At 66.3% G+C, this 16,573-nt stretch carries 23 protein-coding genes; 17 read left to right on the plus strand and 6 right to left on the minus strand.

Annotation, left to right across the window (positions count from 1 at the left end):
* Window positions 1–63 precede the first annotated feature (63 nt).
* Both VFA08_08655 and VFA08_08660 read right to left on the minus strand, forming a co-directional pair.
* A complete protein-coding gene (locus tag VFA08_08655; protein HYZ13658.1) occupies window positions 64–435 on the minus strand; it encodes a hypothetical protein in 372 nt (123 codons plus the stop codon).
* Complete coding sequence (locus tag VFA08_08660; GenBank protein HYZ13659.1) at window positions 432–1,328, minus strand: hypothetical protein; 897 nt, start codon at window positions 1,326–1,328, stop codon at window positions 432–434. Before VFA08_08660 ends, VFA08_08655 begins: the two co-directional genes overlap by 4 nt.
* Before the next feature lie 180 nt (window positions 1,329–1,508).
* Here VFA08_08660 and VFA08_08665 point away from each other — a divergent pair, with 180 nt between their 5' ends.
* Together VFA08_08665 and VFA08_08670 are read left to right on the plus strand one after the other, a co-directional pair.
* Window positions 1,509–1,856 (plus strand): spore germination protein GerW family protein, encoded by a 348-nt coding sequence (locus tag VFA08_08665; GenBank protein HYZ13660.1) that lies wholly within the window; start codon window positions 1,509–1,511, stop codon window positions 1,854–1,856.
* Window positions 1,857–1,896: 40 nt separating this feature from the next.
* Window positions 1,897–3,507, plus strand: a complete 1,611-nt coding sequence (locus tag VFA08_08670) for a GAF domain-containing protein (protein ID HYZ13661.1) — start codon at window positions 1,897–1,899, stop codon at window positions 3,505–3,507.
* Between the two features lies 1 nt (window position 3,508).
* On the opposite strand, the gene VFA08_08675 is transcribed toward VFA08_08670, so the two are convergent.
* Window positions 3,509–3,958, minus strand: a complete 450-nt coding sequence (locus VFA08_08675) for a hypothetical protein (GenBank protein HYZ13662.1) — start codon at window positions 3,956–3,958, stop codon at window positions 3,509–3,511.
* Window positions 3,959–4,066: 108 nt separating this feature from the next.
* On the opposite strand from VFA08_08675, the gene VFA08_08680 reads away from it, so the two are divergent.
* The 15 genes from VFA08_08680 to VFA08_08750 all read left to right on the plus strand — a co-directional run bounded on the left by VFA08_08680 (window position 4,067) and on the right by VFA08_08750 (window position 11,922).
* Window positions 4,067–4,546 (plus strand): hypothetical protein, encoded by a 480-nt coding sequence (locus VFA08_08680; protein ID HYZ13663.1) that lies wholly within the window; start codon window positions 4,067–4,069, stop codon window positions 4,544–4,546.
* Window positions 4,547–4,557: 11 nt separating this feature from the next.
* Entirely contained in the window at window positions 4,558–5,241 is a 684-nt protein-coding gene (locus VFA08_08685) for a response regulator transcription factor (protein ID HYZ13664.1), read from the plus strand.
* A gap of 116 nt (window positions 5,242–5,357) precedes the next feature.
* Complete coding sequence (locus VFA08_08690) at window positions 5,358–5,663, plus strand: hypothetical protein (GenBank protein ID HYZ13665.1); 306 nt, start codon at window positions 5,358–5,360, stop codon at window positions 5,661–5,663.
* A gap of 46 nt (window positions 5,664–5,709) precedes the next feature.
* Complete coding sequence (locus VFA08_08695) at window positions 5,710–5,961, plus strand: hypothetical protein (protein ID HYZ13666.1); 252 nt, start codon at window positions 5,710–5,712, stop codon at window positions 5,959–5,961.
* 70 nt (window positions 5,962–6,031) lie between these two features.
* Window positions 6,032–6,427: a CBS domain-containing protein gene (locus VFA08_08700; protein HYZ13667.1), complete on the plus strand. Its 396-nt coding sequence runs from the start codon at window positions 6,032–6,034 to the stop codon at window positions 6,425–6,427.
* Entirely contained in the window at window positions 6,408–7,022 is a 615-nt protein-coding gene (locus VFA08_08705; GenBank protein ID HYZ13668.1) for a hypothetical protein, read from the plus strand. The genes VFA08_08700 and VFA08_08705 overlap by 20 nt, the downstream gene beginning before the upstream one ends.
* A 546-nt stretch (window positions 7,023–7,568) precedes the next feature.
* A complete protein-coding gene (locus VFA08_08710; GenBank protein HYZ13669.1) occupies window positions 7,569–8,063 on the plus strand; it encodes a hypothetical protein in 495 nt (164 codons plus the stop codon).
* A complete protein-coding gene (locus VFA08_08715; protein ID HYZ13670.1) occupies window positions 8,060–8,539 on the plus strand; it encodes a CoA-binding protein in 480 nt (159 codons plus the stop codon). Before VFA08_08710 ends, VFA08_08715 begins: the two co-directional genes overlap by 4 nt.
* 25 nt (window positions 8,540–8,564) lie before the next feature.
* The gene (locus tag VFA08_08720; protein ID HYZ13671.1) at window positions 8,565–8,771 is read left to right on the plus strand and encodes a hypothetical protein; all 207 of its coding nucleotides are present in this window, start codon (window positions 8,565–8,567) and stop codon (window positions 8,769–8,771) included.
* A 128-nt stretch (window positions 8,772–8,899) separates the two neighbouring features.
* Window positions 8,900–9,307 carry a hypothetical protein gene (locus VFA08_08725; protein HYZ13672.1) on the plus strand — a complete coding sequence of 136 codons (408 nt, stop codon included), beginning with the start codon at window positions 8,900–8,902 and terminating at the stop codon, window positions 9,305–9,307.
* Between the two features lie 102 nt (window positions 9,308–9,409).
* The gene (locus VFA08_08730; GenBank protein ID HYZ13673.1) at window positions 9,410–9,841 is read left to right on the plus strand and encodes an alpha/beta fold hydrolase; all 432 of its coding nucleotides are present in this window, start codon (window positions 9,410–9,412) and stop codon (window positions 9,839–9,841) included.
* Between the two features lie 65 nt (window positions 9,842–9,906).
* Window positions 9,907–10,269: an alpha/beta hydrolase gene (locus VFA08_08735; GenBank protein HYZ13674.1), complete on the plus strand. Its 363-nt coding sequence runs from the start codon at window positions 9,907–9,909 to the stop codon at window positions 10,267–10,269.
* Between the two features lie 49 nt (window positions 10,270–10,318).
* Entirely contained in the window at window positions 10,319–10,927 is a 609-nt protein-coding gene (locus VFA08_08740; protein HYZ13675.1) for a sulfite oxidase-like oxidoreductase, read from the plus strand.
* Entirely contained in the window at window positions 10,897–11,649 is a 753-nt protein-coding gene (locus VFA08_08745) for a ferredoxin reductase (protein HYZ13676.1), read from the plus strand. Before VFA08_08740 ends, VFA08_08745 begins: the two co-directional genes overlap by 31 nt.
* Entirely contained in the window at window positions 11,650–11,922 is a 273-nt protein-coding gene (locus VFA08_08750) for a DUF6510 family protein (protein ID HYZ13677.1), read from the plus strand.
* A gap of 14 nt (window positions 11,923–11,936) precedes the next feature.
* On the opposite strand, the gene VFA08_08755 is transcribed toward VFA08_08750, so the two are convergent.
* The 3 genes from VFA08_08755 to VFA08_08765 are packed head-to-tail and all read right to left on the minus strand — an operon-like array spanning window position 11,937 to window position 16,387.
* Window positions 11,937–12,779 (minus strand): nuclease-related domain-containing protein, encoded by an 843-nt coding sequence (locus VFA08_08755; protein ID HYZ13678.1) that lies wholly within the window; start codon window positions 12,777–12,779, stop codon window positions 11,937–11,939.
* A 36-nt stretch (window positions 12,780–12,815) separates the two neighbouring features.
* A complete protein-coding gene (locus VFA08_08760) occupies window positions 12,816–14,078 on the minus strand; it encodes a hypothetical protein (GenBank protein HYZ13679.1) in 1,263 nt (420 codons plus the stop codon).
* Window positions 14,075–16,387, minus strand: a complete 2,313-nt coding sequence (locus tag VFA08_08765) for a sigma-70 family RNA polymerase sigma factor (GenBank protein HYZ13680.1) — start codon at window positions 16,385–16,387, stop codon at window positions 14,075–14,077. Before VFA08_08765 ends, VFA08_08760 begins: the two co-directional genes overlap by 4 nt.
* Window positions 16,388–16,573 lie beyond the last annotated feature (186 nt).

Here is a 16,573-nt window from a genome sequence, read left to right on the forward strand (position 1 = left end):
CGTTCGGCCATAGTGCACGCCTCACACCGGTATTGCCGGACGCAAACAGTTCACGTCGCGGAATCACCCGCGCTGGGGCGCCGCGGTTGCCGGAACGATCGCGTGCCGAAGCGTTGTGATGAACGACAGGAAACCGATCACACCGGCAAGCGCGAGGAGTAGTGACTCCGAACCCGTGATCAGGCCGAGGACTATGAGGATGAACGCCGCGATTCCGAACGCCGCAGCGACGACACCGAAGGCGCCCCTCACCGGCGACGCGTCCCTCGAACCACCGATGATGCACATGGACAATCCGATCGCCCCAACGGCGCCGATGGCGGCGCGCGTCGATCCCAGCAGCGCCCACCCCCAGTCGTCCGTGACGGCGAGCGTTGCCGCACCGACCAACACCGCGAGGATCGTGGTTACTCCGTCTCTCCATGTGAGCCTCATCGTTCGTTCCCTCCAATCAGTTTCAACGGCCTCACGAGTAACAGCAGTGCCGATGCGACCATCCCGACGGTCATCGCGACGCCTTCCACGGGGAACGCCTTGACTCCGGCGACGTCCGCGTTGGCCTGGAACGCAGCCGCGAGCAGCAGGTTGAGCAGGACGAGCGATCCCATCACGCTCACGATCCCCGCCGCGACGTACCCGATCGGTGTTCGTCGCCATAGGAGCACGCCCGAGACGACGAGCGCCGGGACGAGCAGCGACAGATCCAGCGCGAACACGACGTGCTGACCGCGGACTGGGATGTCCGCGAGGACCTCCCCCGTTGCGACGTAGCGAAGGATGATGAAGACCCACAATCCACCCTGGCCCACGCCGACGAGCACGAGGAAGCCGCCGATCCATCGGGCGAGCCTGGGGCCTCGAAGCCGCTCCGCCATCGAGCTGACGTCGACGCTCGAGGCGGCCATGACGAGCGCGAAGATCGACGCCGAGAAGATCGCGATGTGGATGAGGAACGCGTCGTTGAACGACGCGCCGAACACGTAGTACGCGTAGTTGTAGATCGAGTAAGCAAGCGCGCCGATCCAGATGACCGTGGCGCGCACCGATCCGCGGCGCGCAAGCACCAGCGACGTGATGAGTACCGGCACAACCAGCACGAGCGTCACGATGTCGCCGCCGCGGAATGCCTCGCGCGCCCACGCGGCCTCTCGATAGAGGTCGTCGATGACGATGCCGAGCACCGACGCGCCCAACATGAGCGCGGCGACGATCGCGGAGGTGAGAACTGCGGCGTCCACGGAGCGCACGCGGGGAGACGATGTGGCGGATGCTTCCGTCTTGAGAACTCGGACCCCGCGGCTGCGTTCTTGCATGACCTTCGTGTCCATTCGACTCACCTCTTTCCGTCGATGCGAAGGTAGCGCTGGGATCGATACGCGAAGAGGACGAAAGGCCCCGGATCGCAGGGCAGGACGGCCGCTTCCTGGACAAGGACGAATGACGAATCACGGTCCGCGCGTGTCGTCGTAGTGTCCAACGAGACCTGTCCAAGCCGAAGGGAGGCGAAGATGGAGGTTCAGGAGGTGCTTGCGCAGGCGCGCGATGCGATGACCGTGAAGCGCGTCTTCGGCGAGCCATACGAGAAGAACGGCGTGACCGTAATCCCGGCCGCTCGCGTCCAGGGCGGTGCCGGTGGAGGGGGCGGCGAGGGGCCGGAGGGCCAGGGCAGGGGCTCTGGATCGGGTTTCGGTCTGGCCGCCCGCCCGGTCGGTGCATACCTGATCCGTGGCGAGGAGGTGACCTGGCGGCCGGCGGTAGATCTCAACCGGATCGTGCTCGGTGCCCAGGTCGTCGCGATCGTCGCGCTGCTCACACTCCGGGCGATCGTGAAGGCCCGAGCGAAGGCGCAGCGTTAGGCGCCTACGTCCCCACGGCGGCGAGCGCTACGCTCCGATCGTGGATCGACGCGATGAGCTGATCGAGGCCGGCCTCGTCCTCGCATCGGAGCTGTCGCTCTCGGCTGTGCTCCAGCGAATCATCGAGGTCGCGGCGGACATCACGGGCGCTCGATACGGGGCTCTCGGCGTCGTCGAGGACGGCAGGCTCGTCGACTTCATCACTACGGGGATCACGACCGAACAGCGCCGCGCAATCGGCGACCTACCGGTAGGTCACGGAATCCTGGGACTGCTGATCCACCGCGGGACCGAACGAACCCCGATCAGGATCGCCGACATCTCGCAACATCAACACGCGTACGGGTTTCCCCCTAACCACCCCGAGATGCATTCTTTCCTCGGGGCGCCGATCGTGGCACGAGGGGACGTCTTCGGCGATATCTATCTGACCGAGAAGCAAGGTGCTTCGGAGTTCACTGAAGAGGACGCTCAGACGGTCCTGGTGCTCGCGTCGCAGGCCGGCGTCGCGATCGAGAACGCGAGACTCTACGAGGAGACGGCCCGACGCGAACGATGGCTCGACGCCGTTCGCGAGATCACGAACGCGGTTCTGGCGGGAGCTGGATCCGACGAGGCGCTCTCGTTGGTCGCATCTCGTGCGCGAGAGCTCGTGGGCGCTGACCTGACGACGGTTGCGGTGCCCGACGGCGGCGGAGCGGAACTCGTGATCCGGGCCGCGGACGGCGCCCGGGCCGATGAGCTGACCGAACGCCGCTTCCCTGTGGACGGTTCGATTTCCGGAGCCGTGGCCCGCAGCGGTCGCCCCCAGATCAGCGAGGACGTATCGAACGACACTCGAGCTCAGCAACCGGTCGTCGCTCTTGGTGAGATGGGCCCTGCCGTGTTCGTCCCGCTTGCGCGTGATCGCGCCGCGTTCGGAACGCTTGCCGCCGTCAACCGTCGCGGCGGTCGATCCTTCACGCAGGACGACATTCGCGTCCTCGAGGCTTTTGGGGGACAAGCAGCGCTCGCGCTCGAATACGCGCGCGCCCAGGAGGGGATCCAGCGGCTCATGCTGCTCGAGGACCGCGAGCGAATCGCGAAAGAGCTTCACGACGGGGTGATCCAGGCGCTGTTCGCTGTAGGAATGGGCCTGCAGGGGACGGCCTTGATGAGCAGCGACGAGGACCTTGCCCGCCGCATCGAGGCGGCCGTCGGCGAGCTGGATCGCGTGATCCGGGACCTCCGCAACTACATCTTCGGCCTACGCCCCGGGATCCTCGCGGACCGCCAGCTCGGCCACGCGCTCCGCCACCTCGCCGAGGAGTTCGAAACGAAGAGCGGCGTCGTCACCGTCGTGGAGATCGACGACGAGGTCGCGTCTGTGGTCACATCACATGCCGCCGAGCTCGTCCAGCTCGCGCGCGAAACGCTCTCCAACGTCGGGCGCCATGCGAACGCGGCAACGTGCAGGCTGTCGTTGCGGCAGGACGGCGGTGCTGCCGTGCTCGAGATCGACGATGATGGGAACGGCTTCGATCCGTCGACCACACGGCGCGGGGAGGGGCTGACCAACCTGGAGGGGCGCGCGGCGGCGCTGGGCGGCAAGGCGATCATCGCCAGCGTGCCCGCGCAGGGCACGACGATCCGGATCGAACTTCCGCTCTGACCTATTCGGGCCGCGCGAAGTGCCGCTCTTCGCGGCAGATCGGCCGATCTCCCGGGTGCATCAGCGAGCGAACAGCGTCGAGGAGCTCCTCCCACTCGGGATGGCGTTGGCGGCGAAGGAGCTGGTCTGGGATCTCGCCGCCCGGACGAGACCCCAGAGCGACGACGCGCCGGTCAGCGAACAGGTAGAGGCCGAGCAGGTCCTCGGACGCCGTTCCAAACCCGACCATCTCGCTCTGCGTGCTCATGTCAAGAACGACGACGGACGCGGCAGTGGCGAGGGGGCATGTACCCGTCCGGTCGCCCACACACGTGAAGTCGGGCTCCAGCGGCCCTGGACTAGCGAGGACGCGGTATCCGGCATCCTCGAGCCACGCACCGAACATCTCGCGCTCGTCCGGATTGGCCTCGACCACGAGCACCGTCGCAGCGCTATCACTCAGATCGGTCATGGAGGGAACTCTGCCTCGCCGCGGCCGCTACTCCTCGGGCCATCCGTCCCGGCGTCGGAGGGTCGTTCGGCCCTCCGAACGCGGCGCGGGTGCGCCGATCCTCGTTGCATGTTCATCAAGTACTTCCTGGACCTCGAGGATCCGTACGACCGCGTCGAGGCGGCGCTGCTGTCGGACCCCGGGACCTGGATCCCGGGCGAGGCGCGCGCGGCCGACGACGCGGGCGAGCAGCTCATGTCCGATGTGGGCTTCGCCGTGACCAACCGCCACCGTGTCGACAAGCGAGTCGAGATCTCATTCGGTCAACCGGTCCGCGCGTTCGCCCAGGCTCGTCTGCCGATGTCGTGGAGTGCGACTGGCGCTGCGCGCCTGTTCCCGTCGTTCGAGGCGGACCTCGAGATCGCGGCGCTCGGACCGGCGCGGACCCAAATCTCGATCAGCGGGCGCTACCTGCCACCGATGGGAGCTGTGGGGCGGGTGTTCGATCGCGCGCTGCTTCACCGTGTGGCCGAGGCGACGGTGAAGGACTTCCTGGACCGGGTGGGCGAGAAGGTCGCCGCTCGGGTCCACACGACCGCGGGCGGTTAGGCTTTCTCTACGTGAGCACGGAGAAAGCCAAGACCAAACCGCCTCTCCGTGTCCTCCTGGTCGACGACCACGAGGTCGTGCGTGACGGCGTCCGTGCCCTTCTCCAGGCGACCGACGACATCATCGTTACGGCCGAAGCCGGGTCTGTTCGTGAGGCTGTCGACGAAGCGGACAGGGCACGTCCCGACGTGGTCGTCATGGATGTCCGGCTCGTCGACGGGAGCGGCATCGAGGCGACCCGTGAGATCAGGGCCAAGCACCCCAAGACTGCCGTCATCATGCTGACCTCGTTCGCGGACGACGAAGCCCTCTTCGCATCGATCATGGCGGGAGCGTCCGGATACGTGCTCAAGCAGGTAAAGGGCGGCGAGCTCGTGCGCGCGATCCGCACGGTCGGCAAGGGCGAGAGCCTCCTCGATCCGGCCGTGACGAACGCAGTGTTGGAGCGTTTGCGCAAGGGCAAACATCTGCTCCGCGACGAGAAGTTGGCCCGCTTGTCGCCGCAGGAGGAACGAATCCTCTCCGCAGTCGCCCATGGGAAGACGAACAAGGAGATCGGCGACGAGCTTCGCCTTGCCGAGAAGACCGTGAAGAACTACGTCTCCAGCATCCTGTCGAAGCTGGAGGTTGCGCGCCGTGCGGAGGCGGCGGCGTATCTCGCCCGGCACACCACCACACCGGGTACTCCTGCCTGACCCCGGACCAAAGGCCCCCGGCAGCCCTGGATAAGTCCTGCTTGGACCGGGGCGTCCGACCCATCGCATGCCCGTCGTTCCAGGGCACCCTTTGCTCGTTGAGAAAGGAGGGCGTCATGGCAACGAGGGTGATCGACAACGGGGTCGTGACGGAGATCACGGCCAACGGCGTCACGACGGTGTCGAAGCCACGGGAGGGAAGGACGGCCGGCGCCGTGTGGGGGGTTCTCCGCATCGCGATGGGCTGGACCTTCCTGTGGGCGTTCGTGGACAAGGCGTTCGCCCTGGGCTTCGCGACGGGGCGCAACCCGGAGACCGGCGCCATCGACTTCTTCGGCGACGCCGCGTGGGTCAACGGCGGATCGCCGACGGACGGCGTGCTGATGTACGCGCTGAAGGGCCCCTTTCAAGGGTCTGTATGACGGTCTGACCGGGCAGACATGGGTCGAGTGGGTGTACATGCTCTCGATGCTACTGATCGGGCTCGGTCTGATCTTCGGGATCGGAACGCGGCTGGCGGCGCTCGGCGGGATCGTGTGGATGGCGATCTTCTACACGGCCACGGCGATCTGGCCGGAGCACAACCCGTTCCTCGATGACCACGTCGTGTACGCGGTCGTGCTGGCCGGCATCACGTACGTCGGAGCCGGCAGGTACATCGGGCTGGGTCGGTACTGGGAGCGGTTGTCGCTGGTGAAGCGGCTGCCGGTCCTCAAGTAGTACTTCGCCCGAACCAGCGAGGCGGGGGTATGAACTCCCGCCTCGCTGGTCGCAGCGGAAGGGAGTCGACATGGTCAAGGCGCCGGATTTCGTGCAGCAGATGATGAGCTCCCCGGTCGTTCACGTAGGACCGGACGCCAGCGTCGCCGACGCTCTTCGGGCGATGATCGACCGCGACATCGGTGCTGTCGTCGTCGTCGAAGATGGACGCCCGGTCGGCGTGTTCACGGAGCGGGACGTATCGCGAAGGATCCTCGACGATCCACAACTGTTGGTTCGTGGCGTGGGCGACGTGATGTCGGTGCCCGTCGTCTCCGTCGCGCTAACGGACGAGGTTGTCTTCATCTTCGGTCTGATGACGGGCAAGCGGATCCGTCGTCTGCCCGTTGTCGAAGGCGATCGATTGATCGGGATCATCACTGAGAGAGATCTGCTCCGTTGGGTCGATGCAGTCGCGTCCGAATGACGCGTCATCGGCCGCGGTCGATCTCTACTGGATTCCGCTTGGAGCCGGCGGACACGTCGTTCGGCTCAACGGCAAGGTCTACGAAGCCATCAAGGCGCTCGTCGAGCGACGCCACCGAAACGACCTGTACCACACGGCTCTCGAGATCAGCGTTCCGGACGGCCGCTTCGTCATCGAATCCGCGCCGATCCGAGACGACACGGGTCCCGAGCGCGGCGTCGTTGGCGAGGGCCCGGTCGGGACGCGATGGGCGGGACGTTTCCGGCTGTTCCGCTACGAGATCCGCCGGTGGCGCGGAGGGTTGATCCCAGATGCGAGGGAGGCGGTGTCGAGCCCGGTCCGGGTTGCGAACGACGTCACGCGAGCGACAGGCATCCTCGAGCTGGTGCCGTCCGTCCCGATGCTGGTCTGGGGCCGAGACGAGCTGCGCACCGGCGACATGTGGAACTCCAACTCGCTGATCTCATGGTTGCTCGCTCGCGGAGGCGTGGAAACGTCGACGCTGCAACCGCCGGCGGGTGGGCGAGCTCCCGGTTGGCACGCGGGGCTGGAGCTCGCAGGCCGTCAGATCGCGATGCTCACTCGCTCAGGCTGAACGGCGGATAGCGATCCGTGACCAAGATGTACGCATCTACTTACTCGCCCTTGCGCTAGTGCGAAGCTCCGGACTTTCGGCTTCACACTGCTCGGCTTCGGTGCGGGAACGGGCTACCTAGATCCTCTTCGCGATCCAGTCGTGCACGGGAGGCACGAGCGCGACGGCAAGCTCGGCCGCGATCCCGACGGCGTGGATCCCGATGTTCATCTGCACGCCGGCATCTCCCGCGTGGGACCTCCGGTCCCTTCGGACCTGGGCCCAAAGCCCCTATGGCGTTCACGACGCGAGACGGAAGGTAGGAGGCCAGGCGGACCGGAGACGCCGGTCCGAGACGGCCGAGGGAGGTGTCGCCGTGGTCTTCTGGGTCGTCGTCGCGGCGGCGTGCTGCGGGCTCTGCATCTACGGCATCAGCAGGGCGATCCGCCGCTCGAAGGAGCGCCACACGGAGGAGCGGCGCGTCTCGACGTATTGATGGAAGCGTGACCACCAGCCGCGGCCCGGGGACGCGGCCGGCGGTGCGCCAGAACGTGGACGGGTGAGGACATGAACATCGATATGGTCGAACTGCAGGCATCGGTTCCGACACGGTCCAAGCGGCGGTTCTGGGGACACTTCGCCGAGATGGTCGTCGTGATGCTGCTGTCGATGGCCATCCTGGGAGCAGCAGTCTCGGGGCTCTTCGCGCTCGCGGGACACTCGAATCTGCTGCATTATGCGGCGCTCCGGGGCCTGCTGATGACCGGGTACATGGTCGCCGGCATGGCGCTGTGGATGCGCCATCGGCGGCACGGCTGGGCCAGCGTCGGCGAGATGAGCGCGGCGATGACCGTTCCGTACATCGTCTTGCTCGGTCCGTTCCTCGCTGGGGCGATTCCCGAAGGGTCGTTCCTCGCAGCCATGCACGTCCTGATGGTTCCGAGCATGTACGTGGCGATGGCGCGGCGTCGGGAGGAGTACGAACTCGACCACAAGGATCATCACCGGCGCGGCGGTCGCGAGCCGGTTCATCACCAGGGGGGATTCTCATGGCAACGATGAGAGAAGCAGCGAAGGAGTTCCTGTCGAAGCAGAGGATCGCGGTGACGGGTGTCTCGAGGGACCCGAAGGGACACGGAGCCAACGTCGTGTATCAACGGCTCCGCGACCGCGGGTATCAGGTCTTTGCGGTGAATCCGAACGCGGATGAGGTCGAGGGCGATCCTTGTTACCACGACCTGAAGACGATCGAGGGCGGCGTCGACGCAGTCGTGATCGGGACGCGGCCTGAGGTCGCCGTCGAGACCATGCGCGAGTGCACCGAGCTTGGGATCCGCCAGGTGTGGATGCATCGCTCGTTCGGACGGGGCAGCGTCTCGGACGAGGCCACGTCCTACGGCCGTGAGCGAGGAGTCACCGTGATCGACGGAGGATGCCCTTTGATGTTCAACCCCTGCGCCGACTCTGGCCACAGGGCGATGCGCTTCATCTTCACGATGACAGGGAAGGTACCTCGCACGGTTCCGGTCGACGCCTGAGTAGTCCCGGAGGAACGAGGGCGATATGCGGGTCGCGTACTTTTACTTGATGCAGCACGATCCGGGCCGGGTTGGTTCAGTCGCACCGAATCACGCGGCGTACTGGCGTGAGCTCGACCTGCCTGACTACGTCGGCGGCCCGCTGGCTGACCGGTCGGGCGGACTCATCACGTTCTCGGCCGGATCGATCGAAGAAGCGGAGTTGCTCGTGGCGAGAGACCCGTTCGTATGAGCAGGAGTGATCGGTCGTGTCTGGCTGAAGGAGTGGGTTCCGAACGGTGGTGAGTCCAGCGGGCGGGACCAAGGGACCGCACGGTCCGGGTCGTCCGGCCGGTGATCTCGATCGGGCACGAGGGCACGATGGCACCGACAAGATGGGAGGTGATTCACATGTGGCGGTTCATCTTCATCGGATTCCTCATCGCGCACGGGCTGATCCACGTCGCGATGTGGGTCCTCGTTCCGAATCCAGCTCCCGGGAAGGAAGCGCCCTTCGATGCTTCTTATTCGTGGCTGCTTGGCGACAGGAGGGCACTCGCCGCGACGGTCGCTACAGCGACCGCGGTGGTGCTGGTGGCAGCCGGGATTGGACTGTGGGCGCATGCCGACTGGTGGCGCGCTGCGGCGATCACCGGCCTAGCTGCTTCGTTCCTGCTGATGGTCGTGTATTTCACCCCCTGGTTCCTCTTCATCGAGGGGGTCAACGCGGCCCTGATCGGCTCGATCCTGTGGCTGAGCTGGCCGTCGAGGGCGATGGTCGGGGCGTGATGGCAACGTAAGCAGAGGAGGCCCCGCGATGAACGTGTTCCAGCGTTATCGGAACGACATCGACGCCGCGAAGCGAAGATCGGTGGGCTTGAATGGCGATCCGTGGACTCGTCGTTCGGCCGGATCGAGTACCTCGACCGTGGCGACGGTCCGGTCGTTCTCGTAGTCCACGGCATCACCGAGGCGGCGGATGGCGGCCTTCGCGATCTCGCCGAGGGGCTCGTGCCGGATGGATACCGACTGCTCGTCCCGTCTCGGTTCGGCTACCTCGGCTCGGAGATGCCTGAGCACGCGACCACTGAGATGCAGGCCGACGCCTTCGCAGAGCTCATGGATTCGCTGGGTATCAGCGACGCCGTGGTCCTGGCGGGGTCGGCCGGGAGCACGTCCGCGCTGCATCTCGGGGTCCGTCATCCCGAGCGGGTCCGTGCGCTTATCCTGGTCTCCGCCAACGTCCTGGGTGAGCACCTTTCGAAAGGGTTGCCGCCGAAGCCACTGTTCAAGGCGATCTTTGGCAACGACCCGATCCTCTAGACGATGATCACGTACCTGCGCGGCCTGATCGCGCGCTCAGCCAGGTGCTGCAAGTTCCTCACGGCGTGCAGCTGATCCCGGGCGATCAGGAGAAGCTCGCCCGCGCGATGCACAACGTCCTTCTGGGGAAACTCAGGGTCGTGGGCGAGTGCTTCGATGCGTACGTGTCGAACCCGGACGTCAACCGAATCGATCTGTCACAGGTCCGCGTCCCGACGCTCGTGATGCACGCTCGCGACGATCCGGGTCCTCCCTACGAGGGCGCCGTCGAGATGTTCCGCCGCATCCCCGACGCGCGCCTCGTGACGATCGGTAGCGGTGGTCACCTCATGCTGGGTGGCCACGCCGACGCGATCGGCGACGTCGCTCGCTTCATCGCAGAGCACGGCAGACATGCCCGCGAGCGGACCAAGATCCGCAGCTCCTAGAGAAGCGCATAGGATCAGGGCCGCTTCATCCTCGACGAACGGACGGACTATGGGACGAGTCTCCCGCGGGTTTCGAGGCAGACGGACGAGCGAGGCCGATGCCTCTCGGTTGCCGCCGGGTCAGTATCGCGTCGATCCGGACTGGCCGGTGCTCTCGGCAGGCCCCACGCCGCACACGCCGCTCGAGCAGTGGACGTTCTCCATCGAGGGCGAGGTCGCGGAGCCAAAGACGTGGAGCTGGGAGGAGTTCCGAGCCCTCCCCTCCGAGGAGATCCGCACCGATATCCATTGCGTCACGAAGTGGTCGAAGCTCGACACGATGTGGGAGGGCGTCGCGATCGACACGCTCCTGGACGGAGTCGAGCACGAGGCCACCCACGTGCTCGCGTTCTCCGACGGCGATTACACGGCCAACGTGCCTCTCGAGGATCTAGTCGACGGCAAGGCGTGGATCGCGTTTGCCTTTGACGGCCAGCCGCTGGAGGACGAACACGGCGGCCCGGCTCGTCTGCTCGTGCCGCACCTCTACTTCTGGAAGAGCGCGAAATGGGTTCGCGGCTTTCGGATGATGGACCACGACGAGCCGGGGTTCTGGGAGTCGTACGGCTACCACATCTACGGAGATCCATGGCGCGAGCAGCGGTACTGGGGCGATTGAACTGGACGCTCGGCGAGGTGACCGAGCTCATCGACGAGACGCCCCGCGTTCGAAGCATCGTCCTCGACGTCGCGAACTGGCCCGGCCACCGGGCCGGACAGCACGTGGACGTCCGCCTCACGGCCGAGGATGGATATCAGGCCCAGCGCAGCTACTCGATCGCCTCGGCGCCGGAAGACTCTCGTTTGGCGATCACCGTCGAGCTGCTGCCCGATGGTGAAGTGTCCTCGTACCTCTTCGGAGAGCTACGCCGCGGCGACCAGCTCGAGCTCCGTGGCCCCATCGGGGGCTACTTCGTGTGGGAGGCCTCGAAAGGCGGACCGGTCCTGCTCGTCGGCGGTGGATCCGGCATCGTCCCGCTGATGTCGATGCTGCGGCACCGCGAGGCTGCGGGGGCCGGAGTGGGTGCCCGGCTCGTGTACTCGTCGCGGTCGTGGGACGACGTCATCTATCGGGATGAACTGCAGGGGCTTTCGGCAGGCTCGAACGGTCCGGAGGTGTTCCACACGCTGACCCGATCACAGCCGCCGGGATGGACCGGGTACGCGCGTCGTGTTGACGGCGCGATGCTGTCGGAGACCGCTTGGCCGGCATCGAGCTCGCCGACGGCGTTCATATGCGGGCCCACGCCGTTCGTCGAGTCGGTCGCAAGCGCTCTCGTCCTTCTTGGGTATCCGGCGACGAGCGTCAAGACCGAACGATTCGGACCGACGGGAGGATAGATGGAAGGCGGGGAGACGAGGACCGACGGCAACGCGATCGCCGGCATCCTCCAAGAGGTGTTCGTTCACGAGGTGACGACGAGTCGGATCGCGTGTGCCGGGTGCGGCAACGTCGAACCAATCGGCGCGGAGCACGCGTACACGGAGGCTCCGGGGATCGTCCTGCGTTGTCGCAACTGTGACGCCGTCCTGCTCGTGGTCACGCAGGCACCCGGTCGAAACGTTCTGGCGTTTCCCAGGTCTCGCTGGATCGAGATCCCCTCGGCGACCTGATCAATCAGTTCAAACTAGTCGGCATCAGCAGCATCTTCGTGACTCGTCGCAGGGGACGGGACCTCCTCGGGCGGGAGCTGCTCTCCCGGCCGCAATAGAGCCCCGGCAGCCTGAAGGACGGTCGCGCTGCTGAGCGAACGTCTCCGGCTCGTCACGAACCCCACCACGTCCTCGATGGAGACGACGTACGCGTTCCGGAAGCGAAGGGGAGAGCGGGCTACTGAGGCGCGCGCCGCGGCCACGACGGCCTCGACCCACTCGTCGACACCGGCCTCCAGGAGGATTTGATGGACCTGCCCGGCGGCGCCCCGCACCTGTTGCAGCACATGCTCGGCCGGCTTCCCATTGCAGTACAGCTGACCTCGGCTGCGATAGAACTTGCCCTCCCAGCCCTTCGTCTCGAGCGCGAACACGCCGGTGGGCCCGATGATGACGTGATCGACGTCCCCGTGCCCTGTGTAGACGCCGTGCAGCACCCAGTAGGAGGACGGTAGCCGTGCCAGAACGTTAGCGACGGCCTCTTCACCGAGGATCCCTTTCCGGAGGCCCGCCGGATCGAGCGCGCGGCCGTTCAACGCCTCGCGTCCAAGCACGAACAGGAGCCCGAGGGCAAGGAAGGACGCGGGCAGCCACCAAACGCCCATCAGGGTGAGAACGGCCGCGACGGCAACCGTCGCCCCGAAGACGGCGACCCGAAGCCGCAACTGTGACTTCAGGAACTCGGCCGGTTTGCGCACCTTCGTCTTATCGGACGGTGTGCATGCCGACTGTGGGCGGCGACGCCGGCGATCGCTAGATGTCTGACCGGGACTGAACTCGCCGACGGAAAGGTCGAGGATCTCGGCCCAGCTGATCACCCCCATCGGCTGGTAGAGCCGCCCCTGTGCGTGCTCCTAGGGGGTCGCCTCGTCGGGCGCCGGACCAGCCTCGGGGGCTGGGTCAGCCTGTGGCGCCGGACCAGGCTCGGCGGCCGGATCAGGTTCTGGAGCGGGATCAGCTTCTGGCGCGGGGTCAGCATCGGTGGCCGCGTCGGTCTCGGGCGCCGGGCTCTCCACGGGCGCCGGGGTTTCATTGTGCTTCGGGCCGGCGTGGGGCGGCGGCCCGTTCCCCGGCTTCTGGTCGTCACTCGGCTTGGGGCCGGCGTGGGGCGGCGGGCCGTTACCCGGCTCGTCGTCGTAGCCCGTAGAGTCTGCATCGGGCTTCGGGCCGGCGTGCGGCGGCGGGCCATTGCCAGGCTTCCCGTCGTAGCCATTCGGGCCTGCCTCGGGCTTCGGGCCGGCGTGCGGCGGCGGGCCGTTACCCGGCTTTGTGCCGTCGTGGGGCGGCGGGCCGTTACCAGGCTTCTCGTCGGACCCGGGCGTGCCGTAGTCGGGTACATCACCGTAATCCGGCAGTGGGTCGACATCAGGCACCGGCTCACCGTCGGGAACTGGGTCGACAACGGGAATGGGATCGTCATCCGGCACTGGGTCGACATCCTGTACGGGGTCGACATCCTGTACGGGGTCGACATCCGGTACGGGGTCGGTGTGCGGCGATGGGTCGGCTTCAGGCACCGGGTCGGAATCCGGCACTGGCTCCGGATCCGGCAGGACGTCGACATCAGGGATCGGGTCGACATCAGGCAGCGGGTCGGAATCGGGGAGCGTACTCCCGTTATGGGCAGGCGCCTGTTGTGTCGGATAAATGGATCCGGCGATCCCGCCCAGCAACAACTGAGGTCTCCACACGGGCCCATCGTCATCCGCCGGCCCGAACGGCTCGGCTGTGGTATGCGGAGCCGTAGCCGGGTCCGCTCCGAACCTTGGCGCCGACGACGGTAGTCCGGCAAGCGCCAGTAGCCCGGCGGCGGCGTCCCGAGCTTCGTCCGGGAGCCCTCCACTGATCGCGAGGCTCGTACTTGCCGTGAGGACCGTGACGACGAGAGCGGCTCCGAGCCTCGTCCCTGCTCGCCGCCCCTTCGTCGCGACGTCTCGCACGACGGTTCGTTGTGCGGCGCGTCGGTTGGTACGCAGCGTCGAGGTGACTGCGGAGATGGCCTCGTTCGCGCTTGCCTGTTCTTCCGGTGTGGCCGCGGCTCGAACCGCTTCGAGGATCTCCGCGAAGTCGAACGCATCAGTGGTTTCTTCGATGAGCCCTCCGTCGATCTTCGTCATCGGCGCGTTCCCGATTCAGCCCGTTCGAGAGTCCAGACCGTCCGTAGGGCGGTGCGGTCCTTCAGAGTCCGAAGCCCCTCCATCTCTCGCACGCGCACTTGATCGGGTGAATCGCCGGTGATCTCCGCGACCTCCAGCGGGTCGAGATCTCCCAGGGCGCGCAGAAGGAGAACGTCGGCCTGCTCAGGGTCGAGCGCCCTGATCTGGGCGAGTGCGGCGTCAACTGCGCGTCGTTCGTCGGACACGTCTTCGGACCGCTCGATCCGCGCGCTCGGCTCAAAGCCTCGCTCCTCACGCGCTTCCTGCAAGCGCCGCCTCGCAGCGGCGAACACCCATCGCCGGAAGGAGGCCTCGTTCCCTTCGAACTCCGGGAGCCCCGCTGCGATCTCGCTCCACGTCTCGGACGCGAGCTCTTCCGCGCGCTCGGGTAGATGCGCTCGCAGGTAGCGGAGAACCCGCGGATGAAACTCGCGGAACAGGGCGGCGACGGGCAACTCCAAGCCCACTTGCGCGGCCGCAAGCACGGTCTCGAACCGGTCGGGGAGGGCGACATCGCTCAGGACGAGCCGTTGCCCTGACAGACCCAGTGCGGTGCGGGACATGACCGTGGTGCCTCCGATCGACGAATCGTTTGCCGTCACGCGACCGCGTGGGAGTTGGAAGCTGAATCTCGACCCCGCCCCTGGCTTGCTCTCGACCTCCAGGTAGGTGCCGTGCAGGTCGAGGATCTCGGACACGAGTGCGAGGCCGAGGCCCGTCCCTCGCGTCGATCGGGTGTTCGGATCGCCTCCGCGGAAGAACCGTTCGCCGATGTGAGACAGCTCATCGGGCGGTATCCCGGGTCCGTCGTCAAGGACGGCGACGACCGCGTCCCGGCCTTCGCCGATCGCGGACACACGGACGTTGCTCCCCGCCGGCGTGTATTTCGCTGCGTTCGTGAGCAGGTTTTCGACCACCCGCTCGAGGAGCAGGGGATCTGCCTGGGCCGTGAGTCCTTGTTCGACGTCGACGTGGACGATGTGGTGACGGAAGAGACTGGCCAGGCGGTCGGTCACTCCGGTCAGCAGCTCTCGCAGATCGACGTCCGTCGGTTCGATGTCGAGCTGTCCCGCCTCCAACCGTCCGAAGTCGAGGAGCTCGGCAACCATGCTGTCCAGCGTTGCGGCGTTCGCATTCAGTCGGGCCAGCAGATCGCGATGGTCTTCTTCCGAAAGGATGTCCGCGCTCTCCTCGAGTGTCCGACCCACGCCCGTGATCACGGTCAGCGGTGTACGCAGCTCGTGCGAGATGTTGGAGAGGAAGTCGTTCTTCATCCGGTCGAGCTCTGCGATCCGGTCCATCGAGCGGCGTTGACGTTCGAAACGGCGAGCGTTCTCGAGTGCGACAGCCGCCTGCGTCGCGAGCATCTGAAAGACCTCGACGTCCTGAGCCGAAGCACCGTCGGATCCCTCAACGCCGACGACCAGGATCGCCTCGACGTGCTCGCCTTCGGGGATGGGGATGACCACCACTGACGAAAGGCCAAGCCGGCGAATCGGCTCCCGAAGCGCGTCACCGACCTCGCCCATGACCACGGGCTTTCCTCCGTCCAGCACCCGCCTGATGGCCTCCAAGCGAAGCGAGTCGATCGCGTGCGAGGAGTTCTCGGGGGCATCCGGAGGAAGGACGGCTCGATAGTCACCATCGTCTTGCACGTAGATCCGGGTAGTCGGAAAGCCCAGCGCGACGACCGAGTCCACGACCGCTCGGAGGACGATTGTCGGTTCGACCGCGCTCATCTGTCTTGCCGCCGCCGACACCACCGCGAGAAGCGCCCACCGACGCTCGGACTCCAGATGTGCCTCCCTGTGCGCGGCGGTCTGACGTTTCAGCTGACCGACCAGCAGGTTCGCCAGGAAGGCGAGAACCCCGAGGATGACCACGTTCATCGTGTTCCACCCCGAGGCGCCGAGGGCAACGGAGTAGCTGGCGACGGTAAGCGCCAAGAAGACGGCTTGGACGCGAGGGGTGAATGCAACAACAGAGAAGAGTGTCGTGAGCAGGTACAAGAACATGAGCGGCGAGCTCGAGCCACCAGTGGCCCAGATACCGATGGCGATCAGGACGAGGTTCACGATCGACCAGGCGAAGACGACCGGGATCCCCCAACCGACTCGGAACAGGCGTTCGTAGGGCAGCAGCGTGGCGAGTCCGGCGGCGATTGCGACGACGACGAACACCACGCCAAACGGGCCCATGTCCACGTCGGTACCTCGAGCCAACACCAGCGCAGAGGCCGAGAACAGGGGAACGAGCAGGATCGTCCTCATCCCCATGTTGAGCGTGCGCAGCTGCAGGGGGACGGGAACGTCGTTCGATGCCCGAGCTTCGGCGTCTCGGGCTTCCTCAACTTGCTCGGCAACCGGCGTCGTCTCGCTGACCCGGTGCCACCTTCGACCTCGCCAGCGAGCGCGCGGTATCGATACTTCCATGCCTGCTGAGGGTAGGGACTCCGA

The organism is Actinomycetota bacterium, assembly GCA_035640355.1.
In the GTDB taxonomy this organism is placed as follows: Bacteria; Actinomycetota; UBA4738; order UBA4738; family HRBIN12; genus CALGFI01.